The sequence below is a fragment of the Salipiger sp. ABN3_019 genome, from assembly GCF_056158605.1.
On sequence record NZ_JBSWTP010000009.1, the window covers coordinates 1,798,313 to 1,812,317 of the forward strand.

The 14,005-nt window shown below is 69.9% G+C and carries 12 protein-coding genes; 9 read left to right on the forward strand and 3 right to left on the reverse strand.

The window, feature by feature from the left end; genetic code table 11:
- The first annotated feature begins 35 nt into the window (after positions 1-35).
- The 4 genes from ACXAD2_RS16865 (at position 36) to ACXAD2_RS16880 (ending at position 5,087) form a co-directional block, all read left to right on the forward strand.
- Positions 36-509 carry a lipocalin/fatty acid-binding family protein gene (locus ACXAD2_RS16865; protein ID WP_475172091.1) on the forward strand — a complete coding sequence of 158 codons (474 nt, stop codon included), beginning with the start codon at positions 36-38 and terminating at the stop codon, positions 507-509.
- A 157-nt stretch (positions 510-666) separates the two neighbouring features.
- On the forward strand, positions 667-2,397 hold the full coding sequence (locus ACXAD2_RS16870) for a CoA-binding protein (protein WP_475172092.1): 1,731 nt from the start codon (positions 667-669) through the stop codon (positions 2,395-2,397).
- Entirely contained in the window at positions 2,394-3,659 is a 1,266-nt protein-coding gene (locus ACXAD2_RS16875; RefSeq protein ID WP_475172094.1) for a glycerate kinase type-2 family protein, read from the forward strand. The genes ACXAD2_RS16870 and ACXAD2_RS16875 overlap by 4 nt, the downstream gene beginning before the upstream one ends.
- Before the next feature lie 468 nt (positions 3,660-4,127).
- Positions 4,128-5,087, forward strand: a complete 960-nt coding sequence (locus tag ACXAD2_RS16880) for an isopenicillin N synthase family dioxygenase (RefSeq protein ID WP_475172096.1) — start codon at positions 4,128-4,130, stop codon at positions 5,085-5,087.
- A 16-nt stretch (positions 5,088-5,103) separates the two neighbouring features.
- Here ACXAD2_RS16880 and ACXAD2_RS16885 read toward each other — a convergent pair whose 3' ends face one another.
- Entirely contained in the window at positions 5,104-6,630 is a 1,527-nt protein-coding gene (locus tag ACXAD2_RS16885) for an MDR family MFS transporter (RefSeq protein ID WP_475172099.1), read from the reverse strand.
- Positions 6,631-6,834: 204 nt separating this feature from the next.
- Between ACXAD2_RS16885 and ACXAD2_RS16890 the strand changes: the two genes are divergently transcribed.
- Together ACXAD2_RS16890 and ACXAD2_RS16895 are read left to right on the forward strand one after the other, a co-directional pair.
- Positions 6,835-7,476 (forward strand): MarR family winged helix-turn-helix transcriptional regulator, encoded by a 642-nt coding sequence (locus tag ACXAD2_RS16890; RefSeq protein WP_224899959.1) that lies wholly within the window; start codon positions 6,835-6,837, stop codon positions 7,474-7,476.
- Between the two features lie 295 nt (positions 7,477-7,771).
- A complete protein-coding gene (locus ACXAD2_RS16895; protein WP_475172103.1) occupies positions 7,772-8,383 on the forward strand; it encodes a DsbA family protein in 612 nt (203 codons plus the stop codon).
- Here ACXAD2_RS16895 and ACXAD2_RS16900 read toward each other — a convergent pair.
- Both ACXAD2_RS16900 and ACXAD2_RS16905 read right to left on the reverse strand, forming a co-directional pair.
- The gene (locus ACXAD2_RS16900; protein ID WP_475172104.1) at positions 8,380-11,004 is read right to left on the reverse strand and encodes an AAA family ATPase; all 2,625 of its coding nucleotides are present in this window, start codon (positions 11,002-11,004) and stop codon (positions 8,380-8,382) included. The two genes, ACXAD2_RS16895 and ACXAD2_RS16900, sit on opposite strands and share 4 nt — an antisense overlap.
- Entirely contained in the window at positions 11,001-12,137 is a 1,137-nt protein-coding gene (locus ACXAD2_RS16905) for a metallophosphoesterase family protein (RefSeq protein WP_475172106.1), read from the reverse strand. Before ACXAD2_RS16905 ends, ACXAD2_RS16900 begins: the two co-directional genes overlap by 4 nt.
- A 214-nt stretch (positions 12,138-12,351) precedes the next feature.
- Here ACXAD2_RS16905 and ACXAD2_RS16910 point away from each other — a divergent pair, with 214 nt between their 5' ends.
- Genes ACXAD2_RS16910 through ACXAD2_RS16920 form a run of 3 tightly spaced genes read left to right on the forward strand, consistent with a single transcriptional unit; the run spans position 12,352 to position 14,003 of the window.
- Positions 12,352-12,531 (forward strand): hypothetical protein, encoded by a 180-nt coding sequence (locus ACXAD2_RS16910; protein WP_475172107.1) that lies wholly within the window; start codon positions 12,352-12,354, stop codon positions 12,529-12,531.
- Positions 12,528-12,689: a hemin uptake protein HemP gene (gene hemP, locus ACXAD2_RS16915; protein WP_475172109.1), complete on the forward strand. Its 162-nt coding sequence runs from the start codon at positions 12,528-12,530 to the stop codon at positions 12,687-12,689. Before ACXAD2_RS16910 ends, hemP begins: the two co-directional genes overlap by 4 nt.
- 54 nt (positions 12,690-12,743) lie before the next feature.
- Positions 12,744-14,003 (forward strand): imelysin family protein, encoded by a 1,260-nt coding sequence (locus ACXAD2_RS16920; RefSeq protein WP_475172110.1) that lies wholly within the window; start codon positions 12,744-12,746, stop codon positions 14,001-14,003.
- Positions 14,004-14,005: the final 2 nt, after the last annotated feature.

Here is a 14,005-nt window from a genome sequence, read left to right on the forward strand (position 1 = left end):
GAGGCTGGCGCTCGAAACCTCGGGAGCGTGCCGCAATGCCCATCCAAAAGCTGATACGGAATGTTGCCGCGCTGCCCGCCCTGGCGCTTGTGGCGGCCTGCGCCGCCAAGGCGCCGCCGCCGCCGGTGGAGATTCCCCTGCGCAACCCGACCGCCCCCGTGGGCTCGCAGGCCGATGCGCGGCTGGAGCGGCTGCAGGGCGGCTGGACGGTGACCGAAGGGGCGGGCATGGCGCCCGGAGCGCAGATCGAGGTGTCGGGCTCTGAAATGCGCATCGATGGCGTCGCCCTGCCGCTGCAGGAAGAGGCGCCGGGCCGCCTGCAGGTCGCGGGCGAGACGCTTTGGGTGCATTGGATCGACGCCGACAACCGCACCGCGGCCCTTGGCGATCCCGCGGGCGGACGGGTGTGGATCATGGACCGCACTGGCCGCCCCGGCGAGCGGCGCACGGCGGCGCGCGAGATCCTGACATGGTACGGCTACGATCTGTCGCGCATGGCGGGCGGCTAAGGGCTGCGCCCTGCGGGGCGCTTGCGGCAGCGCTATGCCGGAGATGTGACCGAAACGCCCGCAGCCCATGAACAACCTGTGACCTGCGCTCGTTTTCCGCTCGCAACCCGCTGCGTTTTCATATGAAATCGGCGGAGTAAGACACCGGTAAGGCCGCATGACCCAGCACGACAGCCGCATATTCGCCCCGCGCTCGATTGCGCTGATCGGCCCCGTCGCAGAGCTTGCGCCGGTGATCGAGGCGCTGCGCGCGCAGGGCTATCCCTGGACGATCTGGCCGGTGCCGACGGATGCGCAGGACGCGAGCGCAGCGGTGGCCGGGGTGCGCGGCTTTGCAGGCATCGCAGCGCTGCCGCAGGCGCCGGATCTGGCCTTTGTCGCGCTGAGGGACGGGGCGCTTGGCGCGGCCCTTGCGGACTTGGCGGCCAAAGGGGCGGGGGCTGCCGTCTGCCCGCATCTGGCTGCCGCACCCGAGGCACCGCCGCTGCCGGTGTTTCCCGGCGGCTTGCTGGTCCCCGCCGAGCGCGTGGCGCTCTGGCCGGGAGCGGAAGAACAGGCGCAGATGCGCCGGGGCGTGGCGCTGCTCTGCGACAATCCCGAGCAGGCGGAGCGGGTGCTGGCGCGCGCGCGGGGCTTGCCGCTGTCCTATGTTTTGCCCATGGTTTCGCCCCTCTCGGGCGGCGGCACGACCGCGCTGCACAACCTTGCGCCGCGGCTTCTGGCCGACGAGCGGGTGACCGCGCTGGCGGTGCAGACCGAGACCCTTGGCGATCCGGCGGCGCTGGTGGATCTTGGCCGTATCGCGCAGCAGCACGGCAAGGCGCTGATCTTTCTCAGCACCGGGCTGGGACCGGGCCGCAAGGCGCTGCTGCGGCGCGCCGGGGCGGCGCATGTGGGCGGCCCGAAGGCTTTGGTCGAGGCGCTGTGGATCCTGCATATGGTGGGCCCGCTGCCCGCGAATGCGCTTTCGGCCATGGCCTGTGCGCCCGGGCTGGCGGCGCAGATCGACGCCGTCGGGCGGCGCAGCGGGCTGCGCTTTGCCGCGCTGAGCGATCTGCAGCGCGAGGCGCTCTCGCGCGATCTGCAGGCGGGGGTGGCCGCGTCCAACCCGCTCGATTGCGCCGGGCTGCTGAACAGCGAGGATGGGCGGCTGGCGCGGGTGTTTGCCGAGATGATGACCGGCGAGGCGGTGCTGTCGCTGGCGGTGGTGCGCAGCGGTGCGCGGGGCGCAGGCGGCGTTTGGGGCCGGGCCGGGCTCGCGGCGGCGCAGGCGCGGCAGCGCATCGGCATGCCGCTGGCGCTGCTGGCGCTGAACCGGGCCGAGATGACCCGCAGCCGCTCCGAGGCGCTGATGCAGGACGGGGTGATCCCGCTGGCCGGGCTCAAACCGGCGCTTGAGGCGCTGCATGCGGTGATCGAGATCGGCACGCTGCGGCCCGGCGGTGAGCCGCCGCTCATGCCGCGCCCGGGCGAAGAGGCGCCGGTCACCGTGGATGGCCCCGAAGCGCGGGCGGTGCTGGGTGTGGGGGCGGCGCAGGCGGGGGATAAGACCGGCGCGGCGGTGACGCTGGATCTGCGTTCCGGCCCGTCGTTTGGCTATCTGCTGCGGCTGTCGCGCCCCGGCGGGGGCCGGGTGAGTGCGCTTTTGCCGCTGTCGCCGCGGGCGCGGCGCGATCTGGGGCAGGAACTGGGGCTGGACACCGGCGCGCAGGAGGCTCTGGTCTCCGCGCTTGGGGCGGTGCAGGATCACGTGCGCGCCGCAGGCGGCGCCATAGCGGCGGTAGAGGCGGATCTGTCGCTGCCGGAGGGAGGAGAGCCTCGGGCGCATGCGGTGCGGATCAGCGCCTGGCCCGAGACAGACACGACACGGCGGAGGAGCCCGGAATGAACGAAGAGACGCGCTTTCTCAGGGGCCTGTTCGAGGCTGCTGTCGCGGCAGCGGACCCGGAACAGGCGCTGCGCACGGCATTGCCCGCAAAGCCCGAGGGGCGCACGGTGGTGATCGGCCTCGGCAAAGGGGCGGCACAACTGGCGCAGGCGTTCGAGGCGCTCTGGGACGGGCCGCTCGAGGGCGTCATCGTCACCCGCTACGGCTATGCCGCGCCCTGCGCGCAGCTCAAGGTGATGGAGGCCTCGCACCCGGTGCCCGACGCGGCGGGGCTCGAGGCCAGCGCGGCGCTGTTCAAGGCGGTCGAGGGGCTCACCGAAAAGGATCTGGTGGTGGCGCTGGTCTGCGGCGGAGGCTCGGCGCTGCTGCCGTCGCCGCCCGACGGGCTAACGCTGGAGGACGAGCAGGCGCTCAACCGTGCGCTGCTGGCGTCGGGCGCGCCGATCGGCGTGATGAACGCCATTCGCAAACACGCCAGCGGCATCAAGGGCGGGCGGCTCGCGGCGGCCTGCGCACCGGCGAAAGTGGTCAGCCTGATCGTCTCGGACGTGCCGGGGGATGATCCGGCGCAGGTGGCCTCGGGACCGACCGTGCCCGACGCGGTGGATGCGGCGGCGGCGCTGGCGATGATCGAGGCGTGGAACATCGCGCTGCCCGAGAACATCCTTGCGCATATCCGCAGCCCCGCCGCGGCGGCGCCAAAACCCGAGGACGCCTGTTTCGCCCGCAACGAGGTGCATGTGGTGGCCTCGGCGCGGCTGTCGCTCGAGGCGGCGGCGGCCCGGGCCGAAGCCGAGGGCGTGCCGGCGGTGATCCTGTCGGACGCGATGGAGGGCGAGGCGCGCGACGTGGGCCGGGTGCATGCGGCGATGGCGCGCGAGGTGGTGCTGCACGGGCGGCCCTTCACCGCGCCGGTGGTAATGCTCTCGGGCGGTGAGACCACGGTCACCCTGCGCGGCAGCGGCGGACGCGGCGGGCGCAACACCGAGTTTCTGCTGTCCTTTGCCCATGCGATCGACGGTCTGCCGGGGATCCACGCGCTGGCTGCGGACACCGACGGAATCGATGGCAGCGAGGACAACGCTGGCGCCTTCGCCGATGGCAGCAGCGCGGCGCGGCTGCGCGCGGCGGGCGGCGATGCCATGGCCGCGCTGTCGCGCAACGACGCTTGGGGGGCCTTCGATCTCTTGGGCGACCTTTTTGTGCCGGGGCCGACGGGCACCAATGTGAATGATTTCCGCGCGATCCTTATAAAAAGCTGAGCGCCGGGGCCGGGCCAACGTCCTTCGAAGGACGTTGCAAAAGCCTTCGAAGGCTTTTGGCCCCAACCCCCGGCGTCATTGCAACGTCATGGCGGCGTCACGAATCCGTGATGGCGAGGCGGCAGATTTACCGCGACCGGCACGAGGGTCGCGCCGGCGCTGCTGCATTCCGGGGACATTACGCCATGATGGTCATCAATCCTCTGCGCTTCGTGCTGATCTGCTGCTTCCTGCCCGCGCCCAACGGGCTTTTGGCACATCTGATGCGCCGTCTGCGCGGCTGACGGGCCGCGCAAGGACGCTGAAGAGGGGCCTCGTGCCCTCATCCATGCGCGGTTCGGTGCCATTGCGCACGGGCCGGGCGCTCAAACCGCTTGCGAAGCCTTCAGGATGGTGGAGAATTGCCTGAACCGCGCTGGCCTTTGGTCCGCGCCTTCAGGTGAGCCGATCCACGGAGGGAATGCAGCGATGATCCCCGTGCTCGATTATGACGATCTGAACGACGATCCCGAGGGCTTTGCCTTCGCGCTGGGGCAGGCCTGCCGCGAGGATGGGTTCTTCCTGCTCGCCAATCCGCCGCTGCCGCCCGAGCTTTTGCCCGCCGTCTTCGACCGCGCCGCCGCGTTCTTCGACATGCCCGAGGCGCTGAAAGCGCCGCTGTCGCTCAGCGGCAACGCGCGCAACCGGGGCTGGGCGCGGATCGGCTCGGAGCAGGCCGGGGGCGCCGGACGTCCCGACCGTAAAGAGGCGTTCAACGTCGGGCTCGACCTGCCGGAAGATGATCCAAGCGTTCTGGCCGGAGAGCCGTTTCGCGGCAGCAATCTCTGGCCCGACCTGCCGGGCTTCCGCGAGGCGATGCTGGCCTGCTACGGCCATATGCTGTCGCTGGGGATAAAACTGCATGAGGCGATCGCCATGGATCTCGGCCAGCCGCCGGAGTTCTTCGCGCCGCATTTCACCCAGCCGATGGCGACGCTGCGGCTGCTGAGTTACCCGCCCGGCACCGGGGCCGCGGATGAGCATGGGGCTGCGGCGCACACGGATTACGGCGCGCTGACGCTTTTGGCCACCGATGGCGAGCCGGGGCTGCAGGTGCTGCCGCGCGGCGGGCACTGGATGGATGTGCCGCAGCTTCCGGGCGCGCTGATCGTCAATATCGGCGATTGCCTGATGCGCTGGACCAATGACATCTATGTCTCGACCACGCACCGCGTACTGCCGCCCGCGCGGCGCCGGCAGTCGGTGGCCTTTTTCCTCGATCCGAACCCTGAGAGCATGATCGCCGCGCTGCCCGGCACCGGCACGCCGGTCTACCCTCCGGTGCGGGCCGCCGACTACTTGCGCTCGCGGCTCGAGAGCACCGGCGCCCTGCGCCCGCAGGAGCAAGAGCTGCTGGAGGAGGACAGGGCGCGGGACATCGCGTCCTGATCGCTTGCGTCGGGGCTCAATCCTCGAGCGGGCGTTCGCGCAGCATCAGGCCGATGGCGCAGGCCAGCAGACCACCGCAGGCGGCGATCCAGAACACCGGATGCAATGCGGCGCTGAAGCCCTCGATGATCTGTGCCTGCTGCTCGGGCGGCAGTGCTGCGATCATCTCGGCGCTCATGCTGCGGATGCCGCCGCTTGCGCCTTCGGGCAGGGCACCGTCGAGATTGCGCGCCAGCCCAAGGCCGAAGATCGCGCCAAAGGCGGCGGTGCCAATCGATCCGCCGATCAGCCGGAACATATTGGCGCTGGCGGTGCCGATGCCGATCATGCTGCGCGGGATCGAGTTCTGGATCGCCGCCACGCCAACGCTGAACACCGGCCCGAGGCCGAGCCCGACGCCGACCATGCTCAGCGCGATGCGCCAGAGCGGCGTCTCGCCCGAGACCTGCGTCATCGTCAGCATTGCCAGCGCCAGCAGCGCCGTGGCGGCCACCGGCAGCGCCTTGTAACGGCCGGTCTTCGACATCACCCGCCCGGCACCGATCGAGGCGGCCAGCAGCCCGCCCATCATCGGCACAAGGAAAAGCCCCGACTGGGTGGGCGAGATGCCCTTGGCCACCTGCAGGAAGAGCGGCAGGAAGGTGATCGTGCCGAACATCGCCATGCCCACAAGAAAGCCCATGGAATTGACCACCAGAAAGGCGTTGTTGCGGAACAGCGAGAGCGGCAGGATCGGCTCGGGCGCACGGCGCTCCACCGCGATGAAACCGACCAGCGCCGCAAGACAGAGCGCCGCCAGCGCCAGCACGCCCGGATGGCTCCACGCCAGCACGCTGCCGCCCATGTTGGAGATCAGCACGGCGCTTGCCAGCAGCGTGGTCAGCAGCAGCGCGCCGAGATAGTCGATGGGCTTGGGGCTGTGGTCGGTGCGGCTCGGCAGGGCGATGCCCAGCACGACGAAGGCCAGCGCGCCGACGGGGAAGTTGACGAAGAAAATCCAGTGCCACGACCAGTGCTGCACGATAAAGCCGCCGAGCAGCGGGCCGACCACCGTCGAGATGCCGAAGGCCGCGCCCATCAGGCCCTGCGCCTGTCCGCGCTGGCGCGCGGGCACCAGATCGCCGACCACCGCCATGGAGGTGACGATCAGCGTGCCCGCCCCAGCGCCCTGCACCAGCCGCCCGGCGATGACCATGCCCATGTTCGTGGCAAAGCCGCAGAGCACCGCGCCCACGAGGAAGACGCCAATGCCGGTCTGCAGCACCGCCTTGCGCCCAAACAGATCCGACAGTTTGCCCGCGATCGGCGCGCCGATGGTCGAGGCCATGAGATAGGCGGTGATCACCCATGTGATATGCTCCATCCCGCCCAGATCGGCCACCATGGTCGGCATCGCGGTCGATACGATGGTCTGGCCCAGCGACGCAAAGAGCAGCGTCGAGGCCACGGCGATCAGCGCCAGCCGGATCACCGCCGGATCGGTGTCGGAGCGGGCAGGGGCCATGGGCTCGGGGCTGTCCAGCGGGTCGGCGCGATGGGTCATGCGGGGGCTCCTCGGTGGCGGCGGTCAGGATCGGCAGTCGTCTGGATAGGCAGTCGTCTGGGCAGTCAGCAGTCGGGGCAGGCAGAGGGCATACACACGTAAGGCGCCGCGCGCCGGTCCGGCTCGGGTCGCTTCGGACCGGCCACGGCGGGGCACCTTGCGATTGGTAGCTGTCGAGGGCATATATGTGACAAGAGCAAATACATGTCAACAGCACGTAATTCGGAGGGTCTGACCTTGCCCGACAAAGACGCCCGGATCAGGGATCACCTTCGCCGCGCGGGGATCGACGATGCCTCGGCGCAGGCGGCGATCGACATCGACGTCGCGCTGCAGAAGTGGCGGCGGCGCGTGATGAAGCGCGAATTGGGCGAGCGGGCGCTGGCCGATCTGGGGCTGTCGATTGATCTTGCTCAGCTTGACGTGCTGCTGGCGGTGCGCGCGCCCGAGGGCGAATTCGAAGACGCGCGCGGCGAGGAAACAATGGTATCGACCGTGGCGGCGCGGCTGCGGATCGACCCATCGCGCGCCAGCCGCATCGCTTCGGATCTGATCCGTATGGGGCTGGTGCGCCGCGCGGTCAGCCAGAAGGACGCGCGCCGCACGGTGCTGGAACTGACCACATCGGGCGCCGAGATCGTCTCGGCGGTGCGCAGCTACAAGTTTCTGGTTCTGGGAAGTTTTCTCAAGGATTGGGACCCGGAGGAGATCGCGCTTTTCCTGCCGCTGCTGGACCGGTTCAGCGCGTGGTCGGACCGTGCCGGGCAGCACAGCGCGCCGGTGGCCGAGCGGATCGCCGATCTTCGCGCGGCGCTTGCCGAACTGCCGGAACCGCCCGAGGCGTGACCGCGCAGAACGGCGGATTGTCTTCACATTGCGAATAATGCAGGCGTTCGCGCTCTGCCACTGGCGGGAAGCTGCCGGTGGCCGCCGCGGCGCGGCATGGCGGCGCATCAAGCCCTTTGGCTGCGTTGACCAAATCGGCGGGATTTGTCCTGATTGAAGGGATCGGCCCCCGCGTGCGACGCTTGGGCGAAGCGCCTTGATGCGGCGCTTGTGCCATGGCCCCGCGGGATGCCCCTCTGAGCTGACCCAGGCTAGTTGATCCAGGCTAGCTGACCGAAACCAGGAGCGCCCACCCATGCCCGCCGAGCCCGTGATTGACTATTATTTCGCGCCAATGTCGGGCTACGCCTATCTTGGGCATCACGATCTCATGGCGCTGGCGCGGCACTCCGGGGCGCGGGTGCGCTTTCTGCCGCTCGACATGGCGCGGGTCTATGCCGCCGCCGGGGTCACGCCGCCCTATGAGCATGGCGAGGCCCGCCGCAGCTACAGGATCGAACAGCAGGCCCGGCTCGCGCGGCTGCGCGGTCTGAGGATGGAGGCGATGCCGCCAAGCTGGCCCACCGATCCGAGGCTCGCCTGTCGCTGCATTCTGGCCGCCGGCGTGCTTGGCCTCGATCAGGACGCGGTGACCTTCGCCTGCCTGCGCGGGGTCTGGGCCGAGCACCGCAACATCGCCGATCCGGGCGATCTGCAGGAAGCCTTCGAAGCCGCCGATCTGCCCGGCGGGCGCATCCTTGCGCAGGCACAGGCCGAAGAGATGCGCGATGCGGTCACCGCCGTGACCGATGGTGCGATCGACGCGGGGGTTTTTGGCTCGCCAACTTATGTGCTGCACGGCAGACGCTATTACGGGCTAGATCAGATCGATTGCCTGCGCGCGGCGCTGCAGCGCGACGCGGCCTAGCGCGCCTCCTCGGGCAGTTCTCCGGGCGCATAGGTTAGCATCTGGCCGCCAAGATCGCGGAAGGCGCGCTGGCGGCAGGTGAGCACGAGAATTTGCTGATCGCCCGACTGCCGGTGCAGCGCGTCGAACATGCGCTCGATCCGCGCGTCATCGGTATAGACAAGCGCATCGTCGAGGATCACCGGCGCATGCCGCCCGCCGCGCGCCAGAAGCCGCGCGAAAGCCAGCCTCACCAGCAGCGCGATCTGCTCGCGCGTGCCGCCGGAGAGCACCTCCATCGGCTCTTCGAGCCCGTCGCGCGCCAAAGCCCGGGGCAGGGCGCTGTCTTCGTCGAAAACCAGTTCGGCCTCGGGCCAGAGCAGCCGCAGAAGCGGTGTCAGCTCGCGCGTGACCGGCTCAAAGTAGTGCTCGCGGGCCTCCGAGCGGGCGGTCTCTAGCGTTTCTTTCAACAGCAGCAGCGTGTCACGCTCGAACCCATAGCGCTCGGCGCGGGCGCGGGCGCGGGTCAGTTGCTCTTCGGTTGCAGCCAGTTCCTCCTCGACGCCCTCACCGGCGCGCAGGCTGATCTCGGTGTCGAGCGCGGCCTGACGCTCGGACAGTTCGCGCTGGCGCTTGGCGGCCTGATCAAGCACCGCCTGCGCGCGGGCGAGCGTCGCCTCGGCGCTCTGCAAATCCGGGGCCTCGCCGGCCAGCGCGGCGGCGGCGTCGCGGGCTGCGGTCAGCGCGTCTTCGGCCTGCTGCAGTGCTTCGGCGAGAGGCGCGGCGGCGGCTTCCGGGTCCTCGGGCAGCGTGGCCTGCAGATCCGCGAGCCGGGCCTCGGCGGCCTCGCGCGCGGTCAGGGCGCGGACCTCGGACATGCGCGCCTGCTCGTCGCGGCTGCGCGCCGCTTCGAGCTTTGTCTCGGCGGTGGCGAGCGCGTCTTCGGCGGCCTGCAGCGCAGCAGTGGCGGCTTCGGGATCGGGGGCGGCGGATGTGTCCGTGCCCTCGCTTTGCTCATCAGGCAGCGCCGCCAGCGCCGCCTCGATGGCGCGCAGACCGTCGGGCGCCACACCGCGCAGGGCGGCGCGGGTCTCTTGCAGGCTGGCCTCGGCCTTGCGCCGGGCGCGGGCGGCAGCGCGCGCGGCTTCGGGCGAGGCGCATTGGGTCGCGGCCAGAGCCGCCTCGAACGCCTCGCGGGCACGCTCGAGCGCATCGCCTTGCTGCACCGCGCCGGGGCTCAGATGCAGGGTGCCAAGGCCCGGCAGATCAAGCGCGGTGTCGCCCTGCAGCGGGCGGTCTTCGCCGCCGGGCAGCGGGCAGCCGTCCAGCAAGACCTCGGGCGCGCCGGGCAGGTAGTCGAGCCGCAGCCGTGGCGCGCTGCGCGCGTGCAACTCGCGCTGGACGCGCAGTTCCGAGGCGGCGGCCTCGAGCCGCTCCAAGGCTGCGTCGTCCGGGCCGTGACGGGCGGCGCTCAGCGCGTCCTGTTCGGCCTTTGCCAGCGCCCGGGCCTCGCTCAGACGCTTTTGCAGCGCGGCGCGGTCGGCGCGGGTGCGGGCAAGCAGCGCGGCCTGCTGCGCCGCCGCCTGATCCTTCTGCGCGGTCTGAAAGGTCTGGCGCGCGGCCTCGCGGGCCTCGCGCGCGCCTTGTAATGCTTGTTTCGCGGTCAGCGCGGCGGCGGCCTGCACATCTTCTTCCTCGCGCAGCGCCTTGAGACGCGCCTCGGCCTCGGTGGCGGCGGCGCGGGCGCGGGCGAGGGCGGCGGATTTCTCGGCGGCGCTGTCGCGCTGCGCCTGCCGCACGGCAACCTGCTCTTCGGCGCGCTGCTGGCGGTCGGCATGGGCGCGGGCGGCATCATAGGCGGCGCGCGCCTCGGCGAGACGGGTTTCGCGGGCCTCCTGCGCTTCGGGGTCCTGTAGCTCGGCCAATTCGCCGCGCAGACGCCGCCGCTCGTCGATCGCCCTTTCCAGCGCCTGTGCGGTGCGCGAAAGCTCGGCCTGCTGCTCGGTGAGCGTGGCCAGATCATCCTCTGCGGCCTTCAGCGGGCCGCCCGCCTTGGACTTGCCCGAGGCGGTGACCAGTTCGGCCAGCGCGGCCTCGGCGGCTGCCAGCGCGCGGTCCATCCGGCGCCCGCCGGTCAGCGCCTCGACCTCACCGGCGACCGAGGCGAGAAGATCGCGGCGCGCGCGCTGCGCATTGTCCTGCTCGCGCTTTTCGCCCTGATCGAGCGCCACCAGCCCTTGCCGCACCCACAGCAGCCCCGCCGGGCCGCCCTGTTCCGGCGCCTCGGTGAGCGCAGCGATCCATTCCTCGGCGGCCTCGCCCTTGGCGATCAGCTTGGCACCCTCATGGACCTCGGCCATGGCGCGCGAGAACCAGCGTTTGGTGAGGCGGAAGACCGTGCCGTCGCGCTCGATCTCCGCCGACACCGTGGGCGCGCCGCCCGCATGGGGGCGCAGCGCGGTGACCTCTTTGGCGCGGCTGCGGTGGGGCACGAAGAACAGCGCCTGCAGCGCGTCGAACAGCGTCGACTTGCCGTCCTCATTGGGGGCCGAAAGCACGTTGAGCCCCGGACCAAAGCCCTGCAGCGTGACCGGGCGGGAAAAGCGGCGGATGTCGCAAAGCGTGACCGAGCGCAGCTTCATGCCTCACCCTCCTGCAAGAGCCCGTAAAGCCGGTTGAGCGCGGCGCTGGCGACCTGCCGATCGCGCTCGGTGGTGGCGGTGTCTTCGGCAGCCTCGGCGAGGCGCTCGGCGGCGATGCGCAGCGCCCCGGCGCGGTCGATGGCGTCGAGATCCGACAGCTCGTGTTCGGTGCCGAGGCCGGAGGTGTCGAGTTCGAAATAGCCGAAGTCGGGGCTCACCTGCGCCGCAGCACCCTCGAGCGCGGCGCGTCCGGCGAGCGTGGTGCGGCCGGTGGCGCGCAGGCGCAGCAGATGATCGCGGCGGCGCGCGCGGCCCTCGGGCAGCGCTTCGGTCAGGGCCTCGGCGGCGTCTTGGCCGGGCAGCAGGCTCAGCTCGGTGTCGGCCCAATGGTAAAGCCCGGTGTCGACGGCAGCGACCTGTGGTGCCGCACCGGGGCCGGGCAGGGTGACCGCAAGACAGGCGCCGCGCCCTGCGTGGCGAAAGCCGTCACGCTCGGGCGTGCCCGCGTACCATGTGCGCGGGCCCAGCGACATCTGCCCGTGCCAGTCGCCAAGCGCGAGATAGTCGAGCCGCGCCGTCTCGGCCCGGTCGGGCGGGATCACCTCATCGACCCGCGCATCCTCTTCGTCGAAGCTGCGCACGGCGCCATGGGCAAGCCCGATGCGCAGCGCGCCCTCGGGCGTCTCGGCGCCGGTCATCCAGCCGGTCAGATCATAGCCCGGAAACTTGCGCGGCAGCGGCGCGGGCAGCAGCCAGACCCCGGCGGCCATCTCTACCGGCTCGGCGCGGTCGAGCAGCCGCAGATTTGCCGGAGCGCGGGCGGCGACCTCGGCCCAGAGCGCCTCGGCGCCGAGGCTGTCGTGGTTGCCGGGCAGAACCCACCACGTCAGCGCCTCTTCGGCCCCGAAAGCGTTGAGCGCCTGCACCAGAACCCGCGGGCTGGGCGTGGGCGTGTCGAAGACATCCCCGGCGAGCAGGACATGCGCCGCGCCATGCGCGCGGGCGGCCTCGGCCAGACGGGCGATGGCGCCGTGGCGGGCCTCGGCGAGATGCGGGCGGATCTCTTCGGGCATGGCGGCGAAGCGCCGGCCCAAGTGAAGGTCCGAGCTGTGGATGAAGCGGAATTCGGCCATTGTCTCCCCTTTGCGCAAGTGATCGCGCATCTGCACAGCGAACGCAACGCGAACAGGGCGGGAATCCGCACGGTGTTGCGCGGGTTTGTGAAATCTGACGGAATTTGTCGGATTGACAAATCCAATTCATTTGCTCAGTTTTGACCGCAAGCCAGCCACTCCGCGGATCCTGCGGGGAAGCCGATACCGGGAACGCAGGGACGAGGATTCCAGAATGCACAGCGACATCGGCACCTCCGAGGCAGTATCGGCGCGCGGCATGCGGGCAGAACTGTTGGACATGGTCTTTTGCGGTCTCTGGCCGATTGATGGGGCTTTCGAGGCGCTCATCGACCGGATCGAGACGTTCCGGGATGCGGACACGGCCCATACCGAACGAGGAGTGACACCATGATGATCGACAGGTTCAAAGCCAACGCCGCCCAGCCGGCAATTCCGCGCCACGACGCGCGCCAATTGACGGATGCCGGGAATCTGGCCGAGATCGAGCTTGATGGGCAGGTCTACACGCTGCGCATCACCAAGGCCGGCAAACTGATCCTGACCAAGTGATCCACCCCCGCAAGCCGCATTAAAAACAACCAGCCAACGAGGGAAAAATCCACGATGAAGCTTCTTACGACATCTGTACTTGCGCTGACCATCGCCGCACCGGCGCTGGCCGCCACCGATAAGGCCGAGGTGGTGTCCACCTACGCCGACATCGCGCAGGCCGGCTATGAGGACAGCCTGACCACCGCCAAGGCGCTGCAAGAGGCGGTCGCCGCGCTGGTGGCCGAGCCGTCGGAAGAGACGCTGGCCGCCGCCCGCGACGCATGGCTCGCCGCGCGCAACCCCTACCAGCAGACCGAAGTGTTCCGTTTCGGCAACCCGATCGTGGATGACTGGGAAGGCAAGGTGAACGCATGGCCGCTCGACGAGGGTCTGATCGACTACGTCGACGAGACCTACGGCGGTGCCACCGACGAGAATCCCTTTGCCGCATCCAACGTCATCGCCAATTCGACGCTGGAACTGGCAGGTGCCGAAGTGGACGCGTCGGAGATCACCCCCGAGCTGATCGCCGACACGCTGAACGAGGCCGACGGCATCGAAACCAATGTGGCGCGCGGCTATCACGCCATCGAGTTCCTGCTCTGGGGACAGGACCTCAACGGCACCGAGCATGGCGCGGGTGAGCGCCCCTATACCGATTACGTCACCGGCGACGCCTGCACCGGCGGCAACTGCGACCGCCGCGCGGATTATCTGACCGCCGCGACCGACCTGCTGGTGTCCGACCTCGAAGAAATGGCTGCCAACTGGGCCGAGGGCGGCGCCGCGCGCGAGGCGGTGTCGGAGAATGCCGATCAGGGCATCGTCATGATGCTGACCGGCATGGGCTCGCTCTCCTACGGCGAGCAGGCGGGCGAGCGTATGCGCCTTGGCCTGATGCTCAACGATCCCGAGGAAGAGCATGATTGCTTCTCGGACAACACCCACAACTCGCATTTCTACGACGGCAAGGGCGTCCAGAACGTCTATCTCGGCCAGTACGAGCGGGTGGACGGCTCGGTCGTCTCGGGCCCGTCGCTGAGCGATCTGGTGGCCGAAACTTCGGGTGACCTCGACACCGAGATGAAAGCCAAGCTCGACGCGACCATGGTGGCGCTCGGCGAGATCAAGACCGCGGCCGAGGGCGGTTTCAGCTACGACCAGATGCTCGAGGCCGGCAACGAGAAGGGCGAGGCGCTGATCATGGGCGGCGTCGACGGTCTCATCGACCAGACCCGCACCATCGAGCGTATCGTCACCGCGCTCGAGCTCGAAAACCTCGAGTTCGAAGGCTCTGACAGCCTCGACAACCCCAACGCCGTCTTCCAGTAAGA

Coding starts and splice junctions, on each gene's coding strand:
- hemP (WP_475172109.1), top strand. CDS start 12,528: ATGATGATCGACAGGTTCAAAGCCAACGCCGCCCAGCCGGCAATTCCG.
- ACXAD2_RS16870 (WP_475172092.1), top strand. CDS start 667: ATGACCCAGCACGACAGCCGCATATTCGCCCCGCGCTCGATTGCGCTG.
- ACXAD2_RS16905 (WP_475172106.1), bottom strand. CDS start 12,137: ATGGCCGAATTCCGCTTCATCCACAGCTCGGACCTTCACTTGGGCCGG.
- ACXAD2_RS16865 (WP_475172091.1), top strand. CDS start 36: ATGCCCATCCAAAAGCTGATACGGAATGTTGCCGCGCTGCCCGCCCTG.
- ACXAD2_RS16890 (WP_224899959.1), top strand. CDS start 6,835: ATGTCAACAGCACGTAATTCGGAGGGTCTGACCTTGCCCGACAAAGAC.
- ACXAD2_RS16910 (WP_475172107.1), top strand. CDS start 12,352: ATGCACAGCGACATCGGCACCTCCGAGGCAGTATCGGCGCGCGGCATG.
- ACXAD2_RS16885 (WP_475172099.1), bottom strand. CDS start 6,630: ATGACCCATCGCGCCGACCCGCTGGACAGCCCCGAGCCCATGGCCCCT.
- ACXAD2_RS16895 (WP_475172103.1), top strand. CDS start 7,772: ATGCCCGCCGAGCCCGTGATTGACTATTATTTCGCGCCAATGTCGGGC.
- ACXAD2_RS16900 (WP_475172104.1), bottom strand. CDS start 11,004: ATGAAGCTGCGCTCGGTCACGCTTTGCGACATCCGCCGCTTTTCCCGC.
- ACXAD2_RS16875 (WP_475172094.1), top strand. CDS start 2,394: ATGAACGAAGAGACGCGCTTTCTCAGGGGCCTGTTCGAGGCTGCTGTC.
- ACXAD2_RS16920 (WP_475172110.1), top strand. CDS start 12,744: ATGAAGCTTCTTACGACATCTGTACTTGCGCTGACCATCGCCGCACCG.
- ACXAD2_RS16880 (WP_475172096.1), top strand. CDS start 4,128: ATGATCCCCGTGCTCGATTATGACGATCTGAACGACGATCCCGAGGGC.